This window comes from Streptomyces sp. NPDC029674 (assembly GCF_044903205.1).
In the GTDB taxonomy this organism is placed as follows: Bacteria; Actinomycetota; Actinomycetes; order Streptomycetales; family Streptomycetaceae; genus Streptomyces.
In genome coordinates, this window is the sequence record NZ_JBJDPY010000012.1 from 195,239 (window position 1) to 218,295 (window position 23,057).

Consider the following 23,057-nt stretch of genomic DNA (forward strand, 5'->3'; position numbering starts at 1 on the left):
GCGAACGTCGGTCACATGCGAACCGACACTCCCTTGGATTCCTTGGGCGTCCTGCCGTCCCGGGACCACCTTCCCGCCACCTGGCGCGACGTGCCCGTCCTGGACGTCGTGGTCCCGGTCCACAACGAGGAGAAGGACCTCGGGCCGTGCGTCCTGCGGCTGCGCGACCACCTCACCCGCACCTTCCCCTACCCCTTCCGCATCACGGTCGCCGACAACGCCTCCACGGACCGCACGCCACAGGTCGCCGCCGAACTCGCCGCCTCCATGGCGGAGCTGCGGCACGTGCGGCTCGACCGGAAGGGCCGCGGCCGTGCGCTGCGCGCCGTCTGGTCCGCGTCCGACGCGCCGGTCCTCGCGTACATGGACGTCGACCTCTCCACCGACCTCAACGCGCTGCTGCCGCTGGTCGCCCCGCTGATCTCCGGCCACTCCGACCTGGCCATCGGCTCGCGCCTGACGCGCAGCTCACGGGTGGTGCGCGGCCCCAAGCGCGAGCTGATCTCGCGGGCGTACAACCTCATCCTGCGCGGCTCGCTGCACGCCCGTTTCTCCGACGCCCAGTGCGGGTTCAAGGCCATCCGCGGTGATGTGGCGCGGGTGCTGCTGCCGCTGGTGGAGGACACCGGCTGGTTCTTCGACACCGAGATGCTGGTCCTCGCCGAGCGCGCCGGGCTGCGCATCCACGAGGTGCCGGTCGACTGGGTCGACGACCCGGACTCCACGGTCCACCTGGTGCGGACGGCCATGGACGACCTCAAGGGTGTGTGGCGGGTGGGCCGCGCGCTCGCGGTCGGCGCGCTGCCGCTCGACCGGCTGGCCAGGCCCTTCGGCGACGACCCGCGCGACCGGCGGCTGACCGGGGTGCCGCGCGGCCTCGCCCGCCAGCTCGTCGGGTTCTGTGTCGTCGGCGCCCTGTCCACCCTGTTCTATCTGCTGCTCTACAGCGGCTTCCGAACGTTCACGGGACCGCAGGCCGCCAACGCGCTCGCCCTCCTCGTGTCGGCGGTGGCCAACACGGCGGCGAACCGGAGGCTCACCTTCGGAGTACGCGGCCGGGACCGCGCGGTCCGTCACCAGGCGCAGGGCCTCGTCGTCTTCGCCATCGGTCTCGCCCTCACCAGCGGCTCCCTCGCGGCGCTCGGCGCGGCGTCCGGCGAGCCCGCGCACTCCACGGAGCTCGCGGTCCTGATCGCGGCGAACCTCGCGGCGACGGTGCTGCGCTTCCTGCTCCTGCGGGCATGGGTGTTCCCGGACCGCGGTGCCGCCGGGCCGGGGCCCGGCGCCGCGCACGACATCACCCCCGCGGACGAGCCGAGGAACGCACGATGACGCCGACAGAGGAACGCACGATGACGACGACAACCGTCGCCGCGGGGTCCGCGCACCGGCGGGCCGGAGGCGCACTGCCCGCCCGGCTGTGGCGCGGCCGCCCCGACGACCCCCGCTGGGCGCGCCCCGCCCTCCTCGGCCTGCTGCTCGGCACCGCCGCCCTCTACCTCTGGAACCTCAGCGCGTCCGGCTACGCCAACTCCTTCTACTCCGCCGCCGCCCAGGCCGGCAGCCAGAGCTGGAAAGCCTTCTTCTTCGGCTCCCTCGACGCGGGCAACGCGATCACCGTCGACAAGCCCCCGGCGTCGCTCTGGCCGATGGCGCTCTCCGTGCGCCTCTTCGGCCTCAACTCCTGGGCGGTGCTCGTCCCGCAGGTACTGATGGGGGTTGCGACGGTCGGCGTGCTGTACGCGGCCGTGCGGCGGCGGTTCAGCGCGGCGGCCGGTCTGATCGCGGGCGCGGTCCTCGCGCTGACGCCCGTCGCCGCGCTGATGTTCCGCTTCAACAACCCCGACGCGCTGCTCGCCCTCCTGATGACCGTCACTGTTTACTGCGTGCTGCGCGCCCTGGAGCACGGGCGCACCAAGTGGCTGGTGTGGGCGGGTGTCGCGGTCGGTCTCGCCTTCCTCGCCAAGACGCTGCAGGCGTTCCTGATCCTGCCGCCGCTCGCGGTCCTGTACGCGGTGTGCGCGCCCGTACGCCTGCGCAGGCGCTTCGGCCAACTGGCCCTTTCGGCGGGCGCGATGCTCGTCTCCGGCGGCTGGTGGGTGGCGATCGTCGAACTGTGGCCCGCGTCCTCGCGTCCGTACATCGGCGGCTCGCAGCACGACTCCTTCCTGGAGCTGACGTTCGGCTACAACGGACTCGGCCGCATCAACGGCGAGGAGACCGGCAGCGTGGGCGGGGGCGGCGGCCCCGGTGGCGGCGGGGGCGGTGGTGGTCAGTGGGGCGAGACCGGCATCGGCCGGATGTTCGACTCCGAGATCGGCGCCCAGATCTCCTGGCTGCTGCCGGCCGCGCTGATCCTGCTCGTGGCGGGCCTCGTCCTCACCCGCAAGGCGCGCCGCACGGACACCGCGCGGGCGGCGTTCGTGGCGTGGGGCGGCTCGCTCCTGATGACCGCCGTGATCTTCAGCTTCATGGCGGGGATCTTCCACCAGTACTACACGGTGGCCCTGGCCCCCTACATCGCGGCGCTCGTCGGCATGGGCGCCACGGTCCTGTGGGAGGAGCGCGCCTCGTGGTGGGCGCGTGCGGTGCTCGGGGTGACGGTCGCGGGCACGGCGGTCTGGGCGTACGTCCTGCTCGGCCGGGTCCCGGACCACCTGCCGTGGCTGCGGTGGGCGGTGCTCGTGGCGGGTGCGGCCGGGGCGGCGGGCCTGCCGGCGGCGAGTCGGCTGGGCCGCGGGCTCGCCCTCGCCACCATCGGCGTGAGCCTGGCGGCCTCCGTGGCGGGCCCGGTCGCGTACACCCTGTCGACGGTGGACAGCGCGCACACGGGCTCGATCGTGACGGCGGGCCCGGCCTCGGCGGGCGGCAGGGGCGGCGGGGGCGGCATGGGCGGCCCGCGGGGCGGCGGGGGGCCGGGAGGCCCGGGTGCCGGCCCCGGTCCCGGCCAGCGGGGTAACGGCATGCCCCAGGGCGCGCCGGCCGGCGGCACGCCCCAGGGCAGGCCGGGTGGCGGAGGCACGCCCGAGGGCAGGCCGGGCGTCGGCGGCGGCATGGGCGGGCTGCTGAACGGTGCGCAGGTCTCCGCCGCGGCGAAGAAGCTCCTGGAGACGGACGCCGGGGACTACACGTGGGCCGCGGCAGCCATCGGCTCCCAGAACGCGGCGAGCTACCAACTCACCACCGGCGACCCGGTGATGGCGATCGGCGGCTTCAACGGCAGTGACCCGTCGCCGACGCTCGCGCAGTTCCAGCAGTACGTGGCGGACGGCAGGATCCACTACTTCATCGCGAGCGGCACGGGAGGGGGCCGAGGAGGCGGAGAAGGCGGAGGCGGCGGTGACGGCACCGAGGCCGGGATCACGTCCTGGGTCGAGTCGACGTTCAAGAAGGTGACGGCGGGCGGCGCCACGTTCTACGACCTGACGCAGCCGAAGAAGTAGCAGCGCCGGCCGCCCCCTCGCCCCTTCCCGGAGAAATCTCTTGTACGGCGTACGGGACGTGTTCTACGGTGTACAACACAAGGTCCCGTACACCGTACAAGAGCTATCCGGAAAGGGAGGACCGCATGACGGCGACGACTGCCGAGACCCCCACCGCCTCGCCGAGGCACCCGCAGCGCTGGCTGATCCTCGGCGTCATCTGCCTGGCGCAGCTCACCGTGTTGCTGGACAACACCGTGCTGAGCGTCGCGATCCCCTCCCTCACCCGGGAGCTGGACGCGTCCACGTCCGACATCCAGTGGATGATCAACGCCTACTCGCTGGTCCAGTCGGGCCTGCTGCTCACCGCGGGCAGCGCCGCCGACCGCTACGGCCGCAAGAAGATGCTCGCCGCGGGCCTCGCCCTGTTCGGCCTGGGTTCGCTGGCGGCGGGCCTCGCCCAGAGCTCCTCGCAGCTCATCGCCGCCCGCGCGGGCATGGGCATCGGCGGCGCGCTGCTCATGACCACCACCCTCGCGGTCGTCGTGCAGATCTTCGACGACACGGAGCGCGTGAAGGCGATCGGGCTCTGGGCCACCATCAACTCCCTCGGGTTCGCGGCAGGGCCGCTGCTCGGCGGCTTCATGCTCGACCACTTCTGGTGGGGCTCGATCTTCCTGATCAACATCCCCGTGGCGCTGCTCGGCCTGGTCGCGGTCCTGAAGCTGGTGCCCGAGTCCAAGAACCCCCAGGGCGACCGCCCCGACCTGCTCGGCGCGCTGCTCTCGACGGTCGGCATGGCCGCGGTGGTCTACGCGATCATCTCCGGCCCCGAGCACGGCTGGACGTCGGCGCAGGTCCTGGTCTCCGCGACCGTCGGCGTACTGGTGCTCGGCGCGTTCGCGCTCTGGGAGCTGCGCACCCCGTACCCGATGCTGGACATGCACTTCTTCCGCAACCAGCGCTTCATCGGAGCCGTGGCCGGCGCCATCCTGGTCGCCTTCGGCCTGAGCGGCTCGCTCTTCCTGCTCACCCAGCACCTGCAGTTCGTGCTCGGGTACGAGCCGTTGGAGGCGGGGCTGCGCACCGCGCCGCTCGCGGTGACCATCGTGGCCCTCAACCTCGCGGGCATCGGCGCGAAGCTGCACGCCAGGATGGGCACGCCCGTCACCATCGCGTCCGGCATGAGCCTGCTCGCGGCGGGCCTCGCTGCCATAGCGGTGCTCGGCGGCGACAACTACAACGGCCTGCTGTTCGGCCTCATCGTGATGGGCGCGGGCATCGCGCTCGCCATGCCGGCCATGGCCAACGCCATCATGAGCGCCATCCCGCCGGAGAAGGCGGGCGTGGGCGCGGGCATCAACGGCACGCTCGCGGAGTTCGGCAACGGCCTGGGCGTCGCCGTGCTCGGCGCGGTCCTCAACTCCCGCTTCGCCTCGCTCGTCGCGGTCTCCGCCGCGTCGTTCCCGGCGGCCATGGCCGCGGCGAAGTCGACGGGTGAGCGCGAGCGGATCGCCGACGCGTTCTCCTCCGGCCTGGAGACGAGCCAGTTGGTGGGCGCGGCGGCGGTGCTCGTCGGCGGCATGCTGGCGGCGGCGTTGCTGCGCAGGGCGGAAAGGGCAGACTCCGGTTCCGTGGGTAAGACAGCGGCATAGCATCAGGGGGGTGGACCACCCGGTTCCGTACCATCCCCGAGGACCGACGAGGAAGGTGCGCCATGGCGAAGGCAGCCGGCCGCACGAAGAACCCGGCGCGGACCAGTGTCTGGCTGGAGGCCAGGACACCCCGCGGCGGCGGCCGCAAGGGCGACCAGCCGAACGGCCTCGACCGGCAGCGCATCACCGAGGCCACGGTCCGGCTCCTGGACGCGGAGGGGCTCGACAAGTTCTCCATGCGCAGACTCGCCGGGGAGCTGAACGTCACGGCGATGTCCGTCTACTGGTACGTCGACACCAAGGACGACCTCCTGGAGCTCGCCCTCGACTCGGTCTGCGGCGAGATGCGTATCCCCGACGCGGCGGCGGCACCCGAGGCCTGGCGCGAGCAACTCCGCGCGCTGGCCGACGAGTACCGGGCGACGCTGATCCGTCACCCCTGGGTGTCACCGCTCGTCGGCCGCTTCCTCAACATCGGCCCCAACTGGCTGGCCTTCGCCCTCGCCATCCAGAACGCGGTGCGCAACACGGGACTTCCCGCGTACACGCAGAACGGGGCGATCTCCGCGGTCTTCCAGTTCGTGTACGGCTTCGGCACCATCGAGGGGCACTACATCTCGCGGTGCGCGGAGGCGGGGATGTCCCAGGAGGAGTACTACCGGGAGGCGGCCGGCACGGTCCGCACCGAACTGGCCTCGCACGGGCTGCTGGAGAGCGCGGACGAGCTGATGGCGGCGCGGGAGGGCGACACGGTCGAGGAGATGTGGGAACGGGACTTCACGATCGCCCTCGACCTGATGATCGCGGGCATCGAGTCCCTCCTCTCGAAGAACCCCTGACACCCCTGATACCCCTGATACCCCTGACCCGCCACCCCGGCCCACCCGTCGCGCCCCCCCCGTGGGCGGCCGTCAGCCGGCCTGCGGCAGTCCCTCTCCCTGCACCGCCTGGATGTCCAGCTCCACCCGCAGCGTCGTGCCGATCGCCGAGATACCCGCCTGCACCACCTGGTTGTAGTTCATCGCGAAGTCCTCCCGGCGCAGCTCCGCCGTCGCCCGGAACGCCGCGCGCGTGCCGCCCCAGGGGTCCGCGCCGGTGCCCAGGTAGCTGAGGTCCAGGTCCACCGGCCGCACGACGCCGTGCATGCCCAGTTCGCCGTGGACCGTCCAGCGGTCGGGGCCGGCCGGGCTAAGCCCGTTCGACCGGTAGGTGATCTCCGGGTACTGCTCGACGTCCAGGAAGTCGGCCGACTTCAGATGACCGTCGCGCATCCCGTTCCCCGTGTCGATCGAGGCCGCCCGGATGACCGCCTCGACCCGGGACTTCTCGACGTCCTCGGCGATCTCGATGCGCCCGCCGAACTCCAGGAACCGCCCGTGCACGCTGGTGATTCCGAGGTGCTGGGCGACGGCGCCGACGGTCGAGTGCGCGGGGTCGACGGTCCACGGTCCCGGCGGGGGCAGCTCGGTGCCGCCCTGCCGGGCGAGGACGACGTTGCCGACCTCGGCCCGGCCGCTGGCCGTGACGAGCGCGGTGGAGGCCACCGGCGCGTAGCCGACGGCGGTGACGATGACGGTGTAGGGACCGGGCGTGAGCTCCGTCCCGTCCCGCACGACGCCCTCCGCGTCCGTCTCCGCCCGCAGCACCTGCGTACCGGTCATGTCGGTCACCGTGACGACGGCGTGGGGCACGGCCCACCCGTCACGCGTACGGATCCGAGCGTTGAGTCCCATCCCGTTTTACTCCTTGCCGGCTTCCGATCGGGAAGCCTCACAGCCAAAGCTCAAGTTCACGCTGCACAGGGGGCACGAAAGGCCCGTGGAACGCGGGCGGCCCCCGGCGGCGGTGACTGGCCGTCCCCTGCCATGAACGCCACCGCCGGCCCGGGGGCCCTTCCCACGACCGGCCCGGGGCCGCGCCTCCGCTCGGGGCGCGGCGCCGGGCCGGGGTCGGTCACTCGCCCGGGTGGGCGAGCTCGATGTCGTGACCGTCGACGCCGCTGCCGGCCACGGTCAGGCCCGTGGCCACCGGCGGGTATCCGGTCGCGATGACCGTGTACTCGCCGCTGTCCAGGTCGGTGAAGGCGTACGCCCCGTCCGCCCCGGTGGTGGCGGTGGCGACGACGTTGCCCGCGGCGTCGACGAGCGTGACCCGCGCGTCGTTCAGCGGGCCGCCGCCCGCGCGCACCGTGCCGAGCACCCGCGCGCCGGAGCTGAGCTCGACCTCGACCCGGGTGACCCCGGTGCCGCCGACCTCGACGGGCAGCGCGAGCGGCCGGTGTCCGGCGGCGTTCACCGCGATGGTGACGGTGCCGGGGACCAGCTCGGCGAAGGTGAACTCGCCCTGCTCGCCGGAGAGTCCGGTGGCGAGGACGTCACCGCGCACGTCGGTCACGATGACCATCGCGCCGCTGACGGGCAGCTTGCTGTCGGCGTCGCGCACGAGGCCGCTCAGCCCGCTGGTGCCGCTGAGGAGGATGTCGTACGACAGCGCGTCCTCACCCACGACGACGGTCGAGGCCTGCGGCTGGAAGCCGTCGGCGGAGGCGATGAGCACGTACGATCCGGCGCCCGGGGCGTCGACGGTGTAGGCGCCATCGCCCTGCGCGACCGAGCGGCCGAGCTGCCGTCCCCCGAGGGAGATCAGCGTGACGGCGGCCTGCGGAACGGGCGCGCTCTCGGCGCCGCGGACGTAGCCGTGCACCGGGATGCCGTTCGTGACCGGCGGCAGACCGGAACCGGCACCCGCTTCCGCGGCGGAGGCCACGGCGGCGAGCCGCTGCGTGCCCTCGGGACCGGCCTCGGTGTCCGAGGGGACGGAGGCGACGGAGGCGAGGACGGGCTGCTCGGCGGTGGCCGCCGAGGCAGTGGCCGGAGAGGCGGCCGGAGCCGTGGCGTCCGCCGTCTCACCCGCGGCCTGCGCGAGACCGCCCGAGGTCCGCAGCGGAACCTCCTTGATGAAGATCGTGATCAGGAAGGCGATCAGCGCCATCGGCGCGGCGATCAGGAAGACATCGGCGATGCCGTGCCCGTACGCGCTCTCCATCACCGTGCGGAACGGCTCGGGGATCTTGTCCAGGTCGGGGATGCCGCCGCCACCGGTACCGCCGTGGCCGAACTGCGCCGCGGCCTTCGGGCCGAGGTCGGTGACGCCGTCCTTGACGTAGTCGCTGATGCGCGTCGCCATGATCGCGCCGAGCGCCGAGACACCCATCGCACCGCCCAGGGAGCGGAAGAAGGTGACGGTGGAGCTGGCGGAACCGAGGTCCTCGGGGGCGACCTGGTTCTGCGTGCACAGGACCAGGTTCTGCATCATCATGCCGATGCCGAGACCCATCAGGGCCATGAAGATCGCGATGTGCCAGTACTCGGTGTCGTACCGGATGGTGCCGAGCAGACCGAGGCCCGCCGTCACCAGCACACCACCGCTGACCAGCCACGCCTTCCACTTGCCCGTCTTGGTGATGACCTGACCCGAGACGGTCGACGAGATGAACAGACCACCGATCATCGGAATCGTCATCACACCGGACATCGTCGGGGACTCGCCCCGTGCCAGCTGGAAGTACTGGCTGAAGAACACCGTGCCCGCGAACATCGCGACACCCACGAAGAGCGAGGCGAGCGAGGCGAGCGTGATGGTGCGGTTGCGGAAGAGCCGCAGCGGGATGATCGGCTCGCTCGCCTTGGACTCGACGAGCACGAAGATCAGCGCGAGCACCACCGAACCGCCGACCATGGCGGCGGTCTGCCACGACATCCAGTCGTACTTGTCACCGGCGAAGGTGACCCAGACGAGGAGCAGGCAGACGGCGGCGCTGATGAAGAAGGCGCCGGCCCAGTCGACCTTGACGTCACGCTTGACGACGGGGAGCTTCAGCGTCTTCTGCAGCACGATCAGCGCGATGATCGCGAAGGGCACGCCGACGTAGAAGCACCAGCGCCAGCCGAGCCACGAGGTGTCGGTGATGACACCGCCGAGCAGCGGGCCGCCGACGGTGGCGACGGCGAAGGTCGCGCCGAGGTAGCCGGAGTACCGGCCGCGCTCGCGCGGGGAGATCATCGCGGCCATGACGATCTGCGCCAGGGCGGAGAGACCGCCCACGCCGATGCCCTGCACAACGCGGCAGGCGATCAGCATCCCTGCGCTCTGCGAGAGACCGGCGACGATCGATCCGCCGACGTAGATGATCAGGGCTATCTGTACGAGCGCCTTCTTGCTGAAGAGGTCGGACAGCTTGCCCCACAGGGGCGTCGTCGCGGTCATCGCGAGCAGCGACGCGGTGACGACCCAGGTGTAGGCGGACTGGCCGCCGCCGAGGTCGCCGATGATTTCGGGCAGGGCGTTGGAGACGATCGTCGACGAGAGGATCGCCACGAACATGCCGAGCAGCAGCCCGGACAGCGCTTCCATGATCTGCCGGTGCGTCATCGGAGCGTTCTCACCGGAGTGACCGTGTGCTCCGTGCTTGGCATGGCTGCCCCGCACACCGGCTGGTGTGGTTGTTGCCATGGATTTCCTTTTCTTACGCGGGTGTACGGGTGGTCTCCGACGTGGTCTGTACGTCGTGGGGGGAGGGGAACAGCCGGGCCGAAGCCGCGCGGCAGTCCCCGAAGCTGTCGCGCAGACGCGCGAGCAGCGTGCTGAGCTGGACGACCTCGTCGTCGGTCCAGTCGTGCAGGTAGTGGGTGAGCGTCCGGATGGAGAGCTCGGAGAGCTCGTCCACCTTGGCTTTGCCCTCGGTGGTGAGCCGCAGGATCCTGGACCGCTTGTCCGCGGGGTCGGGATCGCGGACGATCCACTCCTTCTCCGCGACGTGGGCGACGTGCCGGCTGGTCACCGACGTGTCGACGGCCAGCAGCTCCGCGAGCCTGCTCATCCGCATCGCACCGTGCCGGTCGAGCAGGACGAGTACGGCGGCGGATCCGGCCGGGCAGTCGTGGGGCAGGCCCCGCCCGAGACCGCGCTTCACGGCACCGATGGCGCTGAGCTGTCGGGCCAGCTCCTCGTACTGACGCTGCGCGGCCACGGCACCTCCTGAATATTTGTTGCTTAGGGCAACGATAGGAGCAGTTGGTTGCTGCAGGCAAACTAAAACGGGCCCATGGGGCTAAAGTCTCGGCAAAGCGTTGGGACCCCGTGCGTAAAGTCGCTGGCCAGAGGGGGTTGGGCCGACGGCGCTGAGTTCGCTAGTGTCCTGCCCCATGGCACACAACCCCCAGGGCAACGGCAACGGCAACCCCGACCCGGCCGGCAGCACCCAGATGTTCCGCGCCTTCGTCGACGAGGCCCCCCAGAGCCGCCAGCCACAGGCCGCGGCTTCCTCGGGCCCGCGAGTCGGCCTGATCATCGGCGTGGTCCTCGCGATTGTGATCGTGGCGGGCGTTGCCTGGTTGGCCCTTAAGTAACGGCCAGCTCGACGTTTCCCCGACGGGCTTCCACGCCTCCGGCGCGGGGTGCGTGATCTCCTGCGGGTGCGTCGTGGCTGATCGCGCAGTTCCCCGCGCCCCTGGGAAACCGACCCTCTGGCCCCCGCAGCAGCCAAGGCCCCACAAGGCCCCCGCAGACAACGGGGCCGGGCGGCCGGTTCAGGGGCGCGGGGAACTGCGCGAGCAACCACGACGGGCCCGCAGACGAGAGAGCCGGGCGGCCCCGTTCAGGGGCGCGGGGAACTGCGCGAGCAACCACGACGGGCCCGCAGACGAGAGAGCCGGGAAGCCCCGTTCAGGGGCGCGGGGAACTGCGCGAACAGCCACGGCGCACCCGCAGACGAATCGTGCCCCCCAGCACAGCCCCCCGCTACTCCCATTTAACCGAGACGTCCCGCGTCTCGACGTGCATGCCGAGCGGCACCCGCCACGCGTCCACGCACACCGGCCACGTCTTCACCTTCTTCTGCCCGGCCCCGATAGGCGCCGGCAGCCCCACGGTCGACTCGATCGTGGCCCAGTCGACGCCGAGCGCGCCGATGACATGCGTACCGAAGGTGACCGTTCCCGAACGCACCGGTGAGTGACCGGAGTTGCGGAAGGTCACGGTCACCTTGTCGCACCACCGCTTGTCCCCGGGCTCCCGCTCAGGCTCACCGAAGCTGAGCTTCGCGGGCCCACTCGGCGGAGTCTCCGGCGCATCCGGCGTGCCAGGCGTGCCGGGCGCGCTCGGCGTCCCCGGCGTATTCGGAGCGCTCGCTCCAGGATCAGAACCCCTCGGCGGCGACATCGACGCACCCCCGCCCCGCACACCCGGCGACTTCCCCTCCGAGTCACCAGAGCCACCAGAGTCACCAGAGCCGCCAGGGCCCTCCGAGGCATCGCCCCGGCCCCCCTCCGCGCCGGGCCCCGGGCTATCCGAACCCCTACCCCCGCCTCGGGCCCCCTCAAGAGGAATCAACCGCACACCACCGGTGGGCCCCACCCGCTCCGGGCCCGACCCAGCCGCACCGGTCGCCACGTAACCGTCCCCGCTGCCGCCGCCGCAGGCGGACAGCAGTCCGCCGAGGCACAGCGCAGCGGCCCCCGCCCCGAGCAGGTTCCGCACACCACGTCGCATCGCGCCAGTGTGGCTGACGACCCGTCAATTAGGAACCCCGTCAGCAACACCGTTCACGGCAAGGGAGGTTGGCCGGCCTCAGTCCGAGATGAGGCCCTCGCGCAGCTGCGCCAGCGTCCGCGTGAGCAGCCGGGAGACGTGCATCTGCGAGATGCCGACCTCCTCGCCGATCTGCGACTGCGTCATGTTGGCGAAGAAGCGCAGCATGATGATGCGACGCTCGCGCGGCGGGAGTTTGGCGAGCAGGGGCTTGAGGGACTCGCGGTACTCCACGCCCTCCAGGGCCGAGTCCTCGTACCCGAGCCGGTCCGCGAGGGAGCCCTCGCCGCCGTCGTCCTCGGGGGTCGGGGAGTCGAGCGAGGACGCCGTGTACGCGTTGCCGACGGCGAGGCCGTCGACGACGTCTTCCTCCGACACCCCGAGCGCCACGGCGAGTTCGGGCACGGTCGGCGAGCGGTCGAGCCGCTGGGCGAGCTCGTCGCTGGTCTTGGTGAGCGCGAGCCGCAGCTCCTGGAGGCGGCGCGGCACGCGCACCGACCAACTGGTGTCCCGGAAGAAGCGCTTGATCTCACCGACGACCGTCGGCATCGCGAACGTCGGGAATTCCACGCCCCGTTCGCAGTCGAAACGGTCGATCGCCTTGATCAGGCCGATCGTGCCGACCTGGACGATGTCCTCCATCGGCTCGTTGCGGCTGCGGAAGCGCGCTGCCGCGTACCGCACGAGCGGGAGGTTGAGCTCGATGAGCGTGTCGCGTACATAGACGCGCTCCGGGCTGTCCTGGGCGAGCGTGGCGAGCCGCAGGAAGAGGGAGCGGGACAGGGTCCGGGTGTCGATGGCTTCCGAAGCCGGTGAGCTGTGAAGCGCGTCGGGCGCGGATTCGCTCGGGCTCTTGGTGAGCGTGAGCGTGAGCACCTTCGAGCTGCCCTGGTCTGCGGACATGCCACCCCCTTGAGGTCGCGGACGGTCGCGGCGGGCGCTCCCGTCGGAGGAACGCAGCCTCCACCTGAATACCGGAGGTGGGGCTACGGCAAACGCGGTTCCAGCAGAATGTCACATGTCGGCAACGCGCTGTAGTTACTTGTCGACAAACAAGGGTGACATCCGTGCAGGAAAGAGGGGGTCTGCGCCATTTCAGCAAAGAGTGCCGTCGGGAAGAGCCCCGACGGCACTCCACTCGATACGGTTACGCCTCGATCCGATTTGCGGACCGAAGCCGCGCGAAGCTTCTGGCGAGCAGTCTCGACACATGCATCTGCGAAACGCCCAATTCGGCACTGATCTGTGACTGCGTCAGATTGCTGTAGTAGCGCAGGAGCAGGATCCGCTGTTCGCGCTCGGGCAGTTGGACCAGGAGGTGGCGTACGAGGTCGCGGTGTTCGACGCCGTCGAGCGCGGGATCCTCGTAGCCGAGCCGGTCGAGCAGGCCGGGCAGCCCGTCGCCCTCCTGGGCCGCCTCCAGGGACGTCGCGTGGTACGAGCGTCCGGCCTCGATGCAGGCGAGCACCTCGTCCTCGGTGATGCGCAGCCGCTCGGCGATCTCCGAGGTCGTCGGCGAGCGCCCGAAGGCGGTGGTGAGGTCCTCGGTCGCCCCGGTCACCTGCACCCACAGCTCGTGCAGCCGCCGCGGTACGTGGACCGTGCGGACGTTGTCGCGGAAGTACCGCTTGATCTCACCGACCACGGTCGGCATCGCGAAGGTCGGGAACTGCACCCCGCGCTCCGGGTCGAACCGGTCGATGGCGTTGATGAGCCCGATGGTGCCGACCTGCACGACGTCCTCCATCGGCTCGTTGCGGCTGCGGAAGCGCGCGGCGGCGTACCGCACGAGCGGCAGGTTGGCCTCGATGAGCGCGCCCCGCACCCGGCCGTGCTCCGGGCTGCCCGGCTCCAGCTCCTTGAGCTGGCCGAAGAGCACCTGGGTGAGGGCACGGGTGTCGGCCCCGCGGGTGCTCCCGCTGCCCGACTGTCCGGCCTTCCCGGGAGAGGCCGCGGCGGGAGGCGACGAGGCGGGAGGGGATGCGGCGGGAGCGGGTGTGGTGGGTGGGGGCGTCTCGGGTGAGGCCGTCGCGGCTGGAGCCTCGGGCGCAGTACTGGCCGGCACGGTCAACGCCACCCTCTCTCAGACAAGCACTGTCAGGCACAGTCAAGCTCGGTCGACCTCGGTCAACTCATCCGTCAAAAGCGGTCATAGCATCACAAGACATGTGCACTGTGTGCAAGCACCCGGAAACTACGTGTTGAGGGGCAAGTTGAGAGCTACGACGCGGAACGGCCCCGCACCGTTCCGGTGCGGGGCCGTTCGGGGAGCTGCTGCGCCCGGTGGCTCAGAACTCGTAGTCCGCGATCACCCAGGTGGCGAACTCGCGCCACAGCGCGACGCCCGCCTGGTGGGCGGGGTGCTCGATGTACCGCTTCAGCGCATCGGTGTCCTCGACCGCCGAGTTGATGGCGAAGTCGTACGCGATGGGGCGGTCGGTGATGTTCCAGTCGCACTCCCAGAACGTCAGCTCCGGGATCTGCTCGCCGAGGGCGCGGAAGGCCTCGACGCCCTCGATCACGCGCGGCTCGTCGCGCCGTACGCCGTCGTTGAGCTTGAAGAGGACCAGATGGCGGATCACGGGCACTCCTTGGAGGGGGCTGGGGCCCGACGGCGTCGGCGGCCCGGGGGGCCGCTCAGTCCTTGCCTCCGTTGGCGACCCACGTCATGAAGTCACCGATGCTCTGAGCGGCGCTCGAGATACCTTCGAACCCTATCTGCACGTAGTCCGCGGCCTTGGCCGGGTCGGTGATGATCACGTAGAGCACGAAGACGACCACCGCGAAGAGGCCGAGCTTCTTCCACTGCACTGCCACGATCTGGCCTCCCCTTACCCGCGCCCCGTGTGACCCCTGTGACGGCGGTGAGTCTAACCCGGCCCGTACTGACGGGGCTTTTAGGGACCAACGGCCCGGCAGCAGAGGCCCTTTGCCCGAGCTCCGCGGGTGGCGCGGCACGCAGGATTGGTGGTGAGCCCGGCGGATCTGGCAGGAATCCGCGGGGCGAGGGACCGGCCCCACTGCGGGGTCCGCGCCGTCCGCTTCCCCCCCGACGGCGGCGCTGGCCGAGGGCTCGGGAACGACGAAGGGCCCGTCCAGCTCAGCTGGACGGGCCCTTCGTTTCAAGAGCGGTAGCGGTGGGATTTGAACCCACGGAAGGGGGTTACCCTTCACTCGCTTTCGAGGCGAGCTCCTTCGGCCGCTCGGACACGCTACCGAGAGGAACTCTAGCCCAAAGTGGGCCGCGGAAAGAAATCCGTTCCGCGAGCTCCCGGATCAGCGCTTGCGGAAGAAGTCCGTCAGCCGGCCGGCGCACTCGTCGGCGAGCACACCCTGGATGACCTCGGGCCGGTGGTTCAGCCTCCTGTCCCGTACGACGTCCCAGAGAGAACCCGCCGCCCCTGCCTTCTCGTCCCGCGCTCCGTAGACGACACGGTCCACGCGGGACTGCACGAGCGCGCCCGCGCACATCGTGCACGGCTCCAGCGTCACGACGAGCGTGCAGCCGGTCAGCCGCCACTCGCCGGTCGCGGCGGCGGCCCTGCGCAGGGCGAGCACCTCCGCGTGCGCGGTGGGGTCACCGGCCGCCTCGCGCTCGTTGTGCCCCACGGCGAGCACCGTCGTGCCGTCCGGGGACAGCACGACGGCGCCGACGGGGACGTCACCGCCCGCGACGGCACGCTCGGCCTCGGCCAGAGCGAGCCGCATGGGCGCCCGCCAGCGGTCGCGTACGGGATCCGCGAGAACGGGATCGGTCTCGGTGGTGTGGCAGGTCGGGTCGGTCACACGGGGAACCTAGCGGACGGTGCTCAGCGGACGGTCTCGAGCACCTCCGCCGCTCCCAGGACGTCGGCGATCTCGTTGAGCGCGTCGCCGGCCTCCAGACCGAGCAGATTCTTTTCGGGGACACCGAGGTCGGCGAGGATCTCCGTGTCCCCGAGCGGCCCGGACGGCACCCCCGGCGTGCCGGGGGCGCCGTCGGCGGCGTCCGGTTCGGCGTCGTCGGACGCCTCCGGTTCGCCGTCCTCCGTGCCGTCGAGGTCGAGGGCGTCCAGATCGACCACCCCGTCGTCGTCAGGGTCGCGGCCGAGCATCTCGTCGGTGAGCAGGATCTCCCCGTACGAGCTGCGGGCGGCCGCGGCCGCGTCGGAGACGTAGATACGGGGGTCTTCCTCCCCGTCCACGCGGACGACGCCGAACCACGCGTCTTCCTGTTCGATGAAGACGAGCACCGTGTCGTCGTCGTAATCGACCGTGGCTTCACGGGCCAGGTCGGCCAGATCCGACAGGGTCTCCACATCGTCGAGCTCCGTGTCGCTCGCTTCCCACCCGTCTTCGGTGCGCGCGAGCAGTGCGGCGAAGTACACCGTGACTCTCCCACTGGTCATAAGCGGTGCCGGTTGGCGGTTTTGGGGTCCCCCCGGCGAGGTCGGGGAGCGGGGAGTGCTGGTGCCAAGCCCCGCCCATTCGGAATCGTGGCAGAAACGGCGCCGTCAGGAGAGGTCTTCCGGCCGCTGTGTTCCGCGTCGCGTTCTTCCCCGGCTTCCGCGGGCCCGTCGCCGGGCGGGCGGCTACCAGCGGAACGTACGCATACGCATCTGCTGTCGCATGCGTGCCGCCCGGGCGCGGCGCGGCTTCACGCGGTCGCGGAGCTCGATGGCCTCGGCGCGTTCGCGCAGGAACTGGGCGCGCCGCCTGCGACGCTCGGCGTCGGTCTCGTCCGCCGGTTCCGGCTTGCGCTCGGCCATGGGCCCCACCACCTCTGTCCGTACGTCCCCACCTTCCCTGCGAGGCCCGGGTTGATGCCGACGAGGTGGGAGGGGCTCCGGCCCGGTTACTGTTGATGCCATGCGGATCCACGTCGTCGACCACCCGCTGGTGGCGCACAAACTCACCACGCTGCGCGACAAGCGCACCGACTCCCCGACCTTCCGGCGCCTCGCCGACGAGCTGGTCACCCTGCTCGCGTACGAGGCCACCAGGGACGTGCGCACCGAGCAGGTCGACATCCAGACCCCGGTGACGGGGACGACAGGCGTGAAGCTGTCGCACCCCCGCCCGCTGGTGGTGCCGATCCTGCGCGCCGGTCTCGGCATGCTCGACGGCATGGTCCGGCTGCTCCCGACCGCCGAGGTGGGCTTCCTCGGCATGATCCGCAACGAGGAGACCCTGGAGGCCTCCACGTACGCGACGCGCATGCCGGAGGACCTCTCCGGGCGGCAGGTGTACGTCCTCGACCCGATGCTCGCCACGGGCGGCACGCTGGTCGCGGCGATCCGTGAACTCATCAAGCGCGGCGCCGACGACGTGACCGCCGTGGTGCTCCTCGCCGCCCCGGAGGGTGTCGAGATCATGGAGCGCGAGCTGGCGGGGACGCCGGTGACGGTCGTGACGGCCTCGGTCGACGAGCGGCTCAACGAGCAGGGCTACATCGTGCCGGGCCTCGGCGACGCGGGCGACCGGATGTACGGGACGGCGGAGTAGCTCCGCGGCTCCTGCGGCCAGTATCCGGCTAGCAGTTCTTCCTGCCGGACGGCTTGGACGTCGGCTCGGGCTTGGCCAGTGCGGCCAGGGCCTTGTCGGCGTCCTCCTTTTTGGCCAGATTCTTGAACCGGTCGCCGATGACCAGGTCGACCTCGCCGCCCTTGCGGCCGTCGGCCTTGCGCTCGGCGCCGGCGAGCTGCGTGCCGAGGACGGGGAGCGCGGTGTCGGCGGCGGCCTTGGCGCCGAGCAGCAGCCCGGTGCCCTTGACCTTCTTGTCGTACTCCTTCGTCGCGTTGCCGACCTTGCCGATGGTGAAGCCGCGCTTCTTGAGCTCGTCGGCGGTGTTCTTGGCGAGGCCGCCGCGGGGCGTGGCGTTGTAGACGTTGACGGTGATCTGGCCCGGCCGGGGCAGCGGCTTCGGCTTCGCGGCCCGGGCGGAGGTGGCCGGTGCGCGGTCACGGTCGCAGTCGCCGCTCGCGCGGGCCGCGGCCGACGCCTTGTCGCCCCCCGTGAACACGTCGATGAGCTGCAGCGTGCCCCAGCCGAGCACCCCCACCAGCGCGGTGGACGCGACGACCGCGAGCGCGATCCTGCGGCGGCCGCTCGGGCGGCGCATCCGTGGGTATTTGTCCCCCGTGATGCGGTATTCGCCGCCCATGCCGGGGGGAGTGAGCATGCTCATGGGCGCAGCGTAGTGCGACGGGGCGGCGATGCCTACTAAATGATCATTGGCGGGGCTCGGCGCACCCGAAAGGGCCAATGCGGGATCGGCACCCGGTCGGGCGGGGGAGCGGCCGCGTCAGCCCAGTTCGAGTACGCGGGCGTGGAGGACCTGGCGCTGCTGGAGCGCGGCGCGGACCGCGCGGTGCAGCCCGTCCTCCAGATAGAGGTCGCCCTGCCACTTCACGACGTGCGCGAAGAGGTCGCCGTAGAACGTGGAGTCCTCGGCGAGCAGCGTCTCGAGGTCGAGCTGGCCCTTGGTCGTCACGAGCTGATCGAGGCGGACCGGGCGCGGCGCGACGTCCGCCCACTGCCGGGTGCTTTCCCGGCCGTGGTCGGGGTACGGCCGGCCGTTTCCGATGCGCTTGAAGATCACACGGAAAGCCTACCGGGCAAGGCTCTCCGGGCGCAGCCATGACGACGGAGTACGCCCCTGGGAAATGCCGCCTTAAATCGGGCCAAAACGGGAAGAGGCCTGCCGGAACAGGGATCGAAGTGAGCGAGAGCCAGCCGATTCCGTCCATGCCGGGTCATGTGAACCGCCCGAACGAGTCCGTGCCGGGTGTGGCGGTGACGGCTCGGCGCAGAGCGGTCTGCGTGGTCTGCGCCGGGCCGTCGCCGGCGTCAGGCGTCCTTGGGGTGCCCGGGCTGCTGCGACTCCCGTCGGCGGTGGTCTTCGGGCTGCTGGGGAGGTGCGGGCGGCCGGCGCCGGGCGGGTTCGTGGGGTGCTGTGCGGGCGGCTTCCGCGCGGAGGAGCGCCTGCAGGGCCGCGTAGGGGTCCATGGGCATGGGGGTGTCCTTCGGTCTGCGCTGGTTGCTGGTGAGGGGTAGGTGGTGAGGCGGGGAGGGCGTGTGCCCTCCCCGGCTCCCTCAGCAGCGCAGGACCGGCGTGCGCGGGGTCGGGACGTGGGGGCGGAGGCCGGCCGGGTGCGGGACGGATGACGTGGCGCGTCGGGCCGGGACCGGGGCGGGGGGACGCGCGGTGGGCAGGCGGGTGGCGTGCCGGGTGGGGAGGCGGAGTGCCGTCTCGGTCGCGTCCTGGTGGGTCTCGCCACCGACCTCCGCGGCGAGGGCGACCGGGGGCGGCGGGCTCGCCTGGGCGACGGGGGCCGCGGTGAGCGTGGCCAGGACGAGGGCGAGGAGGGTGAGCAGGGCGCGCGGCCACGTGGAGTGGCGGTGTGGCGGGCCCGTAACGCTCATACAGGGCATTTCCCCGGGCGGAGCCGTCGTCGATCGCCGGCTGCCGAGATCCGCCCTCATGGGCTACGGGGCGGTCGGCGCGGGGCGGGGCTCTGTAGAGGCCTCTACTTCGGTGCGGATGCCGCCTTCGCCGCGGCCTTCAGTTCCTGCTTGTGGGCGCGGACCTTCTGGAGGGATTCGGGGCCCGTGATGTCCGCGACCGAGCGGTACGCCTTCGGGGCGCCGTAGTCGCCCGCGGCCTCGCGCCAGCCCTTGGGGCGTACGCCGAGCTGTTTGCCGAGGAGGGCCAGGAAGATCTGGGACTTCTGCTTTCCGAAGCCGGGGAGCTCGTTCAGGCGCTTCAGGAGTTCGTCGCCGGTCGCGACGTCCTGCCACAAGGCCGTGGGGTCGCCGTCGTAGTGGTCCACCAGGTACGCGCAGAGCTGCTGAATGCGCTTGGCCATCGAGCCCGGATAGCGGTGCACCGCCGGTTTCGTGGAGAGGAGCGCGGCGAACGCCTCGGGGTCGTGGGACGCGATCTCGTGGGCGTCCAGATCGTCCGACCCCAGGCGCGTCGCGATCGTGTGCGGTCCCGCGAACGCCCACTCCATGGGCACCTGCTGGTCCAGGAGCATGCCGATCAGCGCGGCCAGCGGACTGCGGCCGAGGAGTTCGTCGGCGGCCGGCTCCTGGGCGAGGTGAAGGGTCACGTCCATGGCCCGATCATCCCTCGCGGACTGGTCCGTCGCAGGGCGGCGAAATCGGGATGCCGGGGGCCCGGGGCATTCGTTAGCGTGGAAGGCATGTCTACGCCCCGCATTTCCTAGCCAGGACACACGCCTTCACGTCACCCGTGTGTCCATTCGCTATTGCGGAGCGTTACCTCATGATCACCGTACGAAGCGCCGACGTGCGCGCCGGTGCCCGTCTGCTGCTGTCCGGCGTCTCCTTCCACATCGCCCCCGGCGACCGCGTCGGCCTGGTCGGGCGCAACGGCGCCGGCAAGACCACCCTGATGAAGATCCTCGCGGGGCAGGCGGCCCCCGCCGACGGCACCGTCACCCGTTCCGGTTCCGTGGGCCACCTCGCCCAGGACCCGGGCGCCGCCGACCCCGCCGTCACCGTCACCGACCGCATCCTGTCGGCGCGCGGCCTGGACGAGGCGGTCACCGCGCTGCGTGCCGCCGAGGCGGCGATGGCGGCGGCCGCGGGCCCGGCCGCGCAGGAGCGGGCGATGGCCGCGTACGCCCGTGCGGACGACCGGTTCCAGGCGCGGGGCGGCTACGCGGCGGAGGCGGAGGCCGCACGTGTCGCCGCCGGGCTCGGGCTGCCGGAGCGTGCCCTGCACCAGCCGGTCGGCGACCTGTCGGGCGGCCAGCGGCGCCGCGTCGAGCTGGCGCGGATCCTGTTCTCGCAGCACGACACCCTGCTCCTGGACGAGCCGACCAACCACCTCGACGCCGACTCGGTGGGCTGGCTGCGGGGCTACCTGTCGACGTATCCGGGCGGGCTCGTCCTCATCAGCCACGACACCGGGCTGCTCGCCGACACGGTGAACCGCGTCTTCCACCTCGATCCCCGGCGCGCGGTCATCGACGTGCACAACACCGGCTGGCACGCGTATCTCGCGCAGCGCGCGGCGGACGAGCGACGGCGTACGCGGGAGCGGGCCAACGCCGAGCGGAAGGCGGCGTCGTTGCGCGCCCAGGCGGACAAGATGCGGTCGCACGTCGCCACGGCCACCGCCGCGAAGAACATGGACCGGCGGGCCGAGCGGATGCTCGCGGGGACGGAGCCGGTGCGGCGCGGCGAGAAGGTCGCGCGGATCCGGCTGCCCGAGCCCGCGCCGTGCGGGCGGATGCCGCTCGGGGCGGTGGGCCTGACCAAGGCGTACGGGGCACATCGCGTCCTCACGGGCGTCGATCTGGCGGTCGACCGGGGCAGCAGGCTGGTCGTCCTCGGGCTCAACGGCGCGGGCAAGACGACGCTGCTCCGGCTGCTGGCCGGGCGTGAAGTCCCGGACGAGGGGCGGGTCGTGGCGGGCCCCGGGCTGCGGCTCGGGTACTTCGCGCAGGAGCACGACACGTTGGAGGGGGCGAAGTCCGTCCGGGAGAACCTCGCCGGGGCGGCTCCGCATCTGACGGACGGGGAGGTGCGGCGCGTGCTGGGGTCGTTCCTGTTCGGCGGGGACGACGCGGACAAGCCCGCGGCGGTCCTCTCCGGCGGTGAGAAGACCCGGCTCGCGCTGGCCGGACTCGTCCACTCGGGCGCCAACGTGCTGCTCCTCGACGAGCCCACGAACAACCTCGACCCGGCCTCGCGGGACGAGGTCCTCGCCGCCGTGGGCACGTACCCCGGTGCCATCGTGATGGTCACGCACGACGAGGGCGCGATCGACGCGCTGCGTCCGGACCGGGTGCTGCTGCTCCCGGACGGGGACGAGGATTTGTGGAGCCCCGACTACAGGGAGCTTGTCACGCTCGCCTGACGTGCCCGGAGGGGGGCGGGGCGCCGGGTTCGGCCGTCATGTCGACTCGGCCCGGCGCCGGGCGCCTCGGTCGCGCAGCCACCGTGCGACGTCGTCGGCGCCCGACTCGACGGCGATGTCCAGCGGGGTCATGCCGTCGTACCCGATCCAGTCGAGGTCGGCTCCCTGGGCCGAAAGGTAGCGGGCGGTGGCCAGCTGTCCGCCGTGGCAGGCGCCCCAGAAGGCGCTGGTTATGTCGGAGGCGTCGGGCCGTCCCGAGCCGGGGCCCGGCTCCCCTTCGACGAAGGCCGTCACGCGGTCGAGGAGGCCGAGTGTCGCCGCGTCCTGCAAGGTCGTCCGCGCCCCGTGCTCCAGGAGCCGGCGGGCCGCCCGCCACTGTCCGAACGCGCGCGCGTCGGCCAGCGGTGTGCCGCCCGCGATCACGGCCCCGGTCGCCTCGATGTCCGCGCCCGCCGCGACGAGGGCGTCGATCGCCGCGACGTCGTCGTTGCTCGCGGCCCAGTGCAGGGGCCTCTCGCTGTGCGCGCCGACGAACCGGGCGTCGGGGTCGGCGCCCGCCGCGACCAGGACGGCGATGACCTCGGGTCCGGAGGGGAAGTGCCCGGGCCAGTCCGTGGCGACGTGCAGCAGGCTGCGGGTGCCCGCGGCCTCGCCGTCCTGTCTGATTCCCGTGGCGGCGAGGCCGGGGTGGGCGTCGAGGAGCTTCCGCAGCGCGGTCAGATCACCGGAACGGATCGCTCCGGTCACCGCGACGGCCAGCGGCTCCTCCGCGTCGAGAACTGCCATGCCCGACCTTCCCTTCGCCGCTCTCCGTTCGCCGCGGCCCGTTCCGCTCACGATCCGACCGACTGCCGTCGATTGTGGCAGCGGGCACTGACAACGGCCGGTGCGCGACCGCGGCGAGGATCATCGCGGCGGCCACGGCGACGAGATGCTCCCGGCCCGCGAGACCGGGATCGGCGAACGACCCGGTCACCGTCGGGACCACGGCGGCCAGGAAGAGCACCGGCGCCCGCAGCGCCACGGCCGTATAGGCGAAGAGGCCGACGATCGCCGCGGAGGCACCGGTGTCCACGGTGTGCGCGGCGTCGGCGGGGAGTCCGAGCCGGTCGGGCCCGAGGGCGGTCATCACGCGCGCGGAGAGGGTGCCGGCGAGCGTGACGGCGTACGCCACCGCCAGCGTGCGGACGCGCCCGAAGAGCAGCTCGGCGAGCGCGAACGCCAGGAACAGGCGGGGCAGCCCGCCCCACGCGGGCAGGTCCACCGCGGGCACGAAGAGCGAGACGGGCGTGCGGAGCAGGGAGAGCCAGAGGGGCTGGTCGGCCCGCACCTCGCTGACCACACGCACCACACCGGCGCCCGTGCCGGTCTGCTGGAACTCGTGCAGTCCGATCACGGCGAGGGTGGCGAGGACGGCCAGCGAGACCCCGAGCGGGCCCCGCTCCCGGAGTGCGCGGAATGGCACTGCGACGACGTTCCGCCACTCCCGGAGCAGCGCGTCCCGGCACCGGCCGGCCAGGC

25 protein-coding genes and 1 tRNA gene are annotated in these 23,057 nt (G+C 71.8%); 7 read left to right on the forward strand and 19 right to left on the reverse strand.

The annotated features are described in order from the left end of the window. Positions 1-15: 15 nt before the first annotated feature. The 4 genes from ACI2L3_RS27480 to ACI2L3_RS27495 all read left to right on the forward strand — a co-directional run bounded on the left by ACI2L3_RS27480 (position 16) and on the right by ACI2L3_RS27495 (position 5,916). Positions 16-1,332: a glycosyltransferase gene (locus tag ACI2L3_RS27480; RefSeq protein WP_404755059.1), complete on the forward strand. Its 1,317-nt coding sequence runs from the start codon at positions 16-18 to the stop codon at positions 1,330-1,332. A 20-nt stretch (positions 1,333-1,352) separates the two neighbouring features. Beyond that, on the forward strand, positions 1,353-3,443 hold the full coding sequence (locus tag ACI2L3_RS27485; protein ID WP_404755060.1) for an ArnT family glycosyltransferase: 2,091 nt from the start codon (positions 1,353-1,355) through the stop codon (positions 3,441-3,443). Positions 3,444-3,568: 125 nt separating this feature from the next. Then, complete coding sequence (locus ACI2L3_RS27490) at positions 3,569-5,077, forward strand: DHA2 family efflux MFS transporter permease subunit (protein ID WP_404755061.1); 1,509 nt, start codon at positions 3,569-3,571, stop codon at positions 5,075-5,077. A gap of 62 nt (positions 5,078-5,139) precedes the next feature. Beyond that, positions 5,140-5,916 (forward strand): TetR/AcrR family transcriptional regulator, encoded by a 777-nt coding sequence (locus tag ACI2L3_RS27495; protein WP_404755062.1) that lies wholly within the window; start codon positions 5,140-5,142, stop codon positions 5,914-5,916. Between the two features lie 72 nt (positions 5,917-5,988). Here ACI2L3_RS27495 and ACI2L3_RS27500 read toward each other — a convergent pair whose 3' ends face one another. The 3 genes from ACI2L3_RS27500 to ACI2L3_RS27510 form a co-directional block, all read right to left on the reverse strand. Beyond that, the gene (locus ACI2L3_RS27500; RefSeq protein WP_404755063.1) at positions 5,989-6,810 is read right to left on the reverse strand and encodes a YceI family protein; all 822 of its coding nucleotides are present in this window, start codon (positions 6,808-6,810) and stop codon (positions 5,989-5,991) included. Between the two features lie 220 nt (positions 6,811-7,030). Further along, positions 7,031-9,589, reverse strand: coding sequence for an MFS transporter (locus ACI2L3_RS27505; protein WP_404755064.1), 2,559 nt, complete (start codon positions 9,587-9,589; stop codon positions 7,031-7,033). A gap of 13 nt (positions 9,590-9,602) precedes the next feature. Further along, on the reverse strand, positions 9,603-10,106 hold the full coding sequence (locus ACI2L3_RS27510; protein ID WP_404755065.1) for a MarR family winged helix-turn-helix transcriptional regulator: 504 nt from the start codon (positions 10,104-10,106) through the stop codon (positions 9,603-9,605). Between the two features lie 175 nt (positions 10,107-10,281). On the opposite strand from ACI2L3_RS27510, the gene ACI2L3_RS27515 reads away from it, so the two are divergent. Then, entirely contained in the window at positions 10,282-10,485 is a 204-nt protein-coding gene (locus ACI2L3_RS27515) for a hypothetical protein (protein ID WP_404755066.1), read from the forward strand. Positions 10,486-10,876: 391 nt separating this feature from the next. Here ACI2L3_RS27515 and ACI2L3_RS27520 read toward each other — a convergent pair whose 3' ends face one another. From ACI2L3_RS27520 to ACI2L3_RS27560, 9 genes are all read right to left on the reverse strand, one after another. Continuing rightward, positions 10,877-11,119, reverse strand: coding sequence for a hypothetical protein (locus ACI2L3_RS27520; RefSeq protein ID WP_404755067.1), 243 nt, complete (start codon positions 11,117-11,119; stop codon positions 10,877-10,879). Between the two features lie 585 nt (positions 11,120-11,704). Beyond that, entirely contained in the window at positions 11,705-12,568 is an 864-nt protein-coding gene (locus ACI2L3_RS27525; protein ID WP_365366118.1) for an RNA polymerase sigma factor SigF, read from the reverse strand. A gap of 244 nt (positions 12,569-12,812) precedes the next feature. Then, positions 12,813-13,742: an RNA polymerase sigma factor SigF gene (locus ACI2L3_RS27530; protein WP_404755068.1), complete on the reverse strand. Its 930-nt coding sequence runs from the start codon at positions 13,740-13,742 to the stop codon at positions 12,813-12,815. Between the two features lie 211 nt (positions 13,743-13,953). Then, a complete protein-coding gene (locus ACI2L3_RS27535) occupies positions 13,954-14,247 on the reverse strand; it encodes a Dabb family protein (protein ID WP_404755069.1) in 294 nt (97 codons plus the stop codon). A 55-nt stretch (positions 14,248-14,302) separates the two neighbouring features. Further along, positions 14,303-14,482, reverse strand: coding sequence for a hypothetical protein (locus ACI2L3_RS27540; RefSeq protein WP_150169725.1), 180 nt, complete (start codon positions 14,480-14,482; stop codon positions 14,303-14,305). A 312-nt stretch (positions 14,483-14,794) separates the two neighbouring features. Further along, positions 14,795-14,882 (reverse strand) — tRNA-Ser (locus ACI2L3_RS27545). 59 nt (positions 14,883-14,941) lie between these two features. Further along, complete coding sequence (tadA, locus tag ACI2L3_RS27550) at positions 14,942-15,373, reverse strand: tRNA adenosine(34) deaminase TadA (protein ID WP_404755153.1); 432 nt, start codon at positions 15,371-15,373, stop codon at positions 14,942-14,944. 101 nt (positions 15,374-15,474) lie between these two features. Then, positions 15,475-16,032: a hypothetical protein gene (locus ACI2L3_RS27555; protein WP_404755070.1), complete on the reverse strand. Its 558-nt coding sequence runs from the start codon at positions 16,030-16,032 to the stop codon at positions 15,475-15,477. A 204-nt stretch (positions 16,033-16,236) separates the two neighbouring features. Continuing rightward, positions 16,237-16,413 (reverse strand): hypothetical protein, encoded by a 177-nt coding sequence (locus ACI2L3_RS27560; RefSeq protein ID WP_230901671.1) that lies wholly within the window; start codon positions 16,411-16,413, stop codon positions 16,237-16,239. A gap of 100 nt (positions 16,414-16,513) precedes the next feature. Between ACI2L3_RS27560 and upp the strand changes: the two genes are divergently transcribed. Further along, entirely contained in the window at positions 16,514-17,149 is a 636-nt protein-coding gene (gene upp / locus ACI2L3_RS27565) for a uracil phosphoribosyltransferase (RefSeq protein WP_404755071.1), read from the forward strand. Between the two features lie 28 nt (positions 17,150-17,177). Here upp and ACI2L3_RS27570 read toward each other — a convergent pair whose 3' ends face one another. The 5 genes from ACI2L3_RS27570 to ACI2L3_RS27590 all read right to left on the reverse strand — a co-directional run bounded on the left by ACI2L3_RS27570 (position 17,178) and on the right by ACI2L3_RS27590 (position 19,764). Beyond that, positions 17,178-17,831, reverse strand: a complete 654-nt coding sequence (locus ACI2L3_RS27570; RefSeq protein ID WP_404755072.1) for a LytR C-terminal domain-containing protein — start codon at positions 17,829-17,831, stop codon at positions 17,178-17,180. A 117-nt stretch (positions 17,832-17,948) separates the two neighbouring features. After that, positions 17,949-18,245 carry a type II toxin-antitoxin system VapB family antitoxin gene (locus tag ACI2L3_RS27575; RefSeq protein WP_003955420.1) on the reverse strand — a complete coding sequence of 99 codons (297 nt, stop codon included), beginning with the start codon at positions 18,243-18,245 and terminating at the stop codon, positions 17,949-17,951. Positions 18,246-18,493: 248 nt separating this feature from the next. After that, positions 18,494-18,658: a hypothetical protein gene (locus tag ACI2L3_RS27580; RefSeq protein ID WP_404755073.1), complete on the reverse strand. Its 165-nt coding sequence runs from the start codon at positions 18,656-18,658 to the stop codon at positions 18,494-18,496. Positions 18,659-18,739: 81 nt separating this feature from the next. Continuing rightward, on the reverse strand, positions 18,740-19,069 hold the full coding sequence (locus ACI2L3_RS27585) for a hypothetical protein (RefSeq protein ID WP_404755074.1): 330 nt from the start codon (positions 19,067-19,069) through the stop codon (positions 18,740-18,742). Positions 19,070-19,173: 104 nt separating this feature from the next. Beyond that, positions 19,174-19,764 (reverse strand): HhH-GPD-type base excision DNA repair protein, encoded by a 591-nt coding sequence (locus ACI2L3_RS27590; RefSeq protein ID WP_404755075.1) that lies wholly within the window; start codon positions 19,762-19,764, stop codon positions 19,174-19,176. A 170-nt stretch (positions 19,765-19,934) separates the two neighbouring features. Here ACI2L3_RS27590 and ACI2L3_RS27595 point away from each other — a divergent pair, with 170 nt between their 5' ends. Further along, positions 19,935-21,536 carry an ABC-F family ATP-binding cassette domain-containing protein gene (locus tag ACI2L3_RS27595; RefSeq protein ID WP_404755076.1) on the forward strand — a complete coding sequence of 534 codons (1,602 nt, stop codon included), beginning with the start codon at positions 19,935-19,937 and terminating at the stop codon, positions 21,534-21,536. A gap of 36 nt (positions 21,537-21,572) precedes the next feature. Here the strand turns inward: ACI2L3_RS27595 and ACI2L3_RS27600 are convergent, their stop codons facing one another. Together ACI2L3_RS27600 and ACI2L3_RS27605 are read right to left on the reverse strand one after the other, a co-directional pair. Then, the gene (locus ACI2L3_RS27600) at positions 21,573-22,322 is read right to left on the reverse strand and encodes an ankyrin repeat domain-containing protein (RefSeq protein ID WP_404755077.1); all 750 of its coding nucleotides are present in this window, start codon (positions 22,320-22,322) and stop codon (positions 21,573-21,575) included. Continuing rightward, positions 22,258-23,001 carry a hypothetical protein gene (locus ACI2L3_RS27605; protein ID WP_404755078.1) on the reverse strand — a complete coding sequence of 248 codons (744 nt, stop codon included), beginning with the start codon at positions 22,999-23,001 and terminating at the stop codon, positions 22,258-22,260. Before ACI2L3_RS27605 ends, ACI2L3_RS27600 begins: the two co-directional genes overlap by 65 nt. Positions 23,002-23,057 lie beyond the last annotated feature (56 nt).

Bases quoted from the DNA above. Each gene is read 5' to 3' on its own strand.
- ACI2L3_RS27480 (WP_404755059.1), top strand. From the start codon at position 16: ATGCGAACCGACACTCCCTTGGATTCCTTGGGCGTCCTGCCGTCCCGG.
- ACI2L3_RS27485 (WP_404755060.1), top strand. From the start codon at position 1,353: ATGACGACGACAACCGTCGCCGCGGGGTCCGCGCACCGGCGGGCCGGA.
- ACI2L3_RS27490 (WP_404755061.1), top strand. From the start codon at position 3,569: ATGACGGCGACGACTGCCGAGACCCCCACCGCCTCGCCGAGGCACCCG.
- ACI2L3_RS27495 (WP_404755062.1), top strand. From the start codon at position 5,140: ATGGCGAAGGCAGCCGGCCGCACGAAGAACCCGGCGCGGACCAGTGTC.
- ACI2L3_RS27500 (WP_404755063.1), bottom strand. From the start codon at position 6,810: ATGGGACTCAACGCTCGGATCCGTACGCGTGACGGGTGGGCCGTGCCC.
- ACI2L3_RS27505 (WP_404755064.1), bottom strand. From the start codon at position 9,589: ATGGCAACAACCACACCAGCCGGTGTGCGGGGCAGCCATGCCAAGCAC.
- ACI2L3_RS27515 (WP_404755066.1), top strand. From the start codon at position 10,282: ATGGCACACAACCCCCAGGGCAACGGCAACGGCAACCCCGACCCGGCC.
- ACI2L3_RS27525 (WP_365366118.1), bottom strand. From the start codon at position 12,568: ATGTCCGCAGACCAGGGCAGCTCGAAGGTGCTCACGCTCACGCTCACC.
- tadA (WP_404755153.1), bottom strand. From the start codon at position 15,373: ATGCGGCTCGCTCTGGCCGAGGCCGAGCGTGCCGTCGCGGGCGGTGAC.
- ACI2L3_RS27560 (WP_230901671.1), bottom strand. From the start codon at position 16,413: ATGGCCGAGCGCAAGCCGGAACCGGCGGACGAGACCGACGCCGAGCGT.
- upp (WP_404755071.1), top strand. From the start codon at position 16,514: ATGCGGATCCACGTCGTCGACCACCCGCTGGTGGCGCACAAACTCACC.
- ACI2L3_RS27570 (WP_404755072.1), bottom strand. From the start codon at position 17,831: ATGAGCATGCTCACTCCCCCCGGCATGGGCGGCGAATACCGCATCACG.
- ACI2L3_RS27580 (WP_404755073.1), bottom strand. From the start codon at position 18,658: ATGCCCATGGACCCCTACGCGGCCCTGCAGGCGCTCCTCCGCGCGGAA.
- ACI2L3_RS27585 (WP_404755074.1), bottom strand. From the start codon at position 19,069: ATGAGCGTTACGGGCCCGCCACACCGCCACTCCACGTGGCCGCGCGCC.
- ACI2L3_RS27590 (WP_404755075.1), bottom strand. From the start codon at position 19,764: ATGGACGTGACCCTTCACCTCGCCCAGGAGCCGGCCGCCGACGAACTC.
- ACI2L3_RS27595 (WP_404755076.1), top strand. From the start codon at position 19,935: ATGATCACCGTACGAAGCGCCGACGTGCGCGCCGGTGCCCGTCTGCTG.
- ACI2L3_RS27600 (WP_404755077.1), bottom strand. From the start codon at position 22,322: ATGGCAGTTCTCGACGCGGAGGAGCCGCTGGCCGTCGCGGTGACCGGA.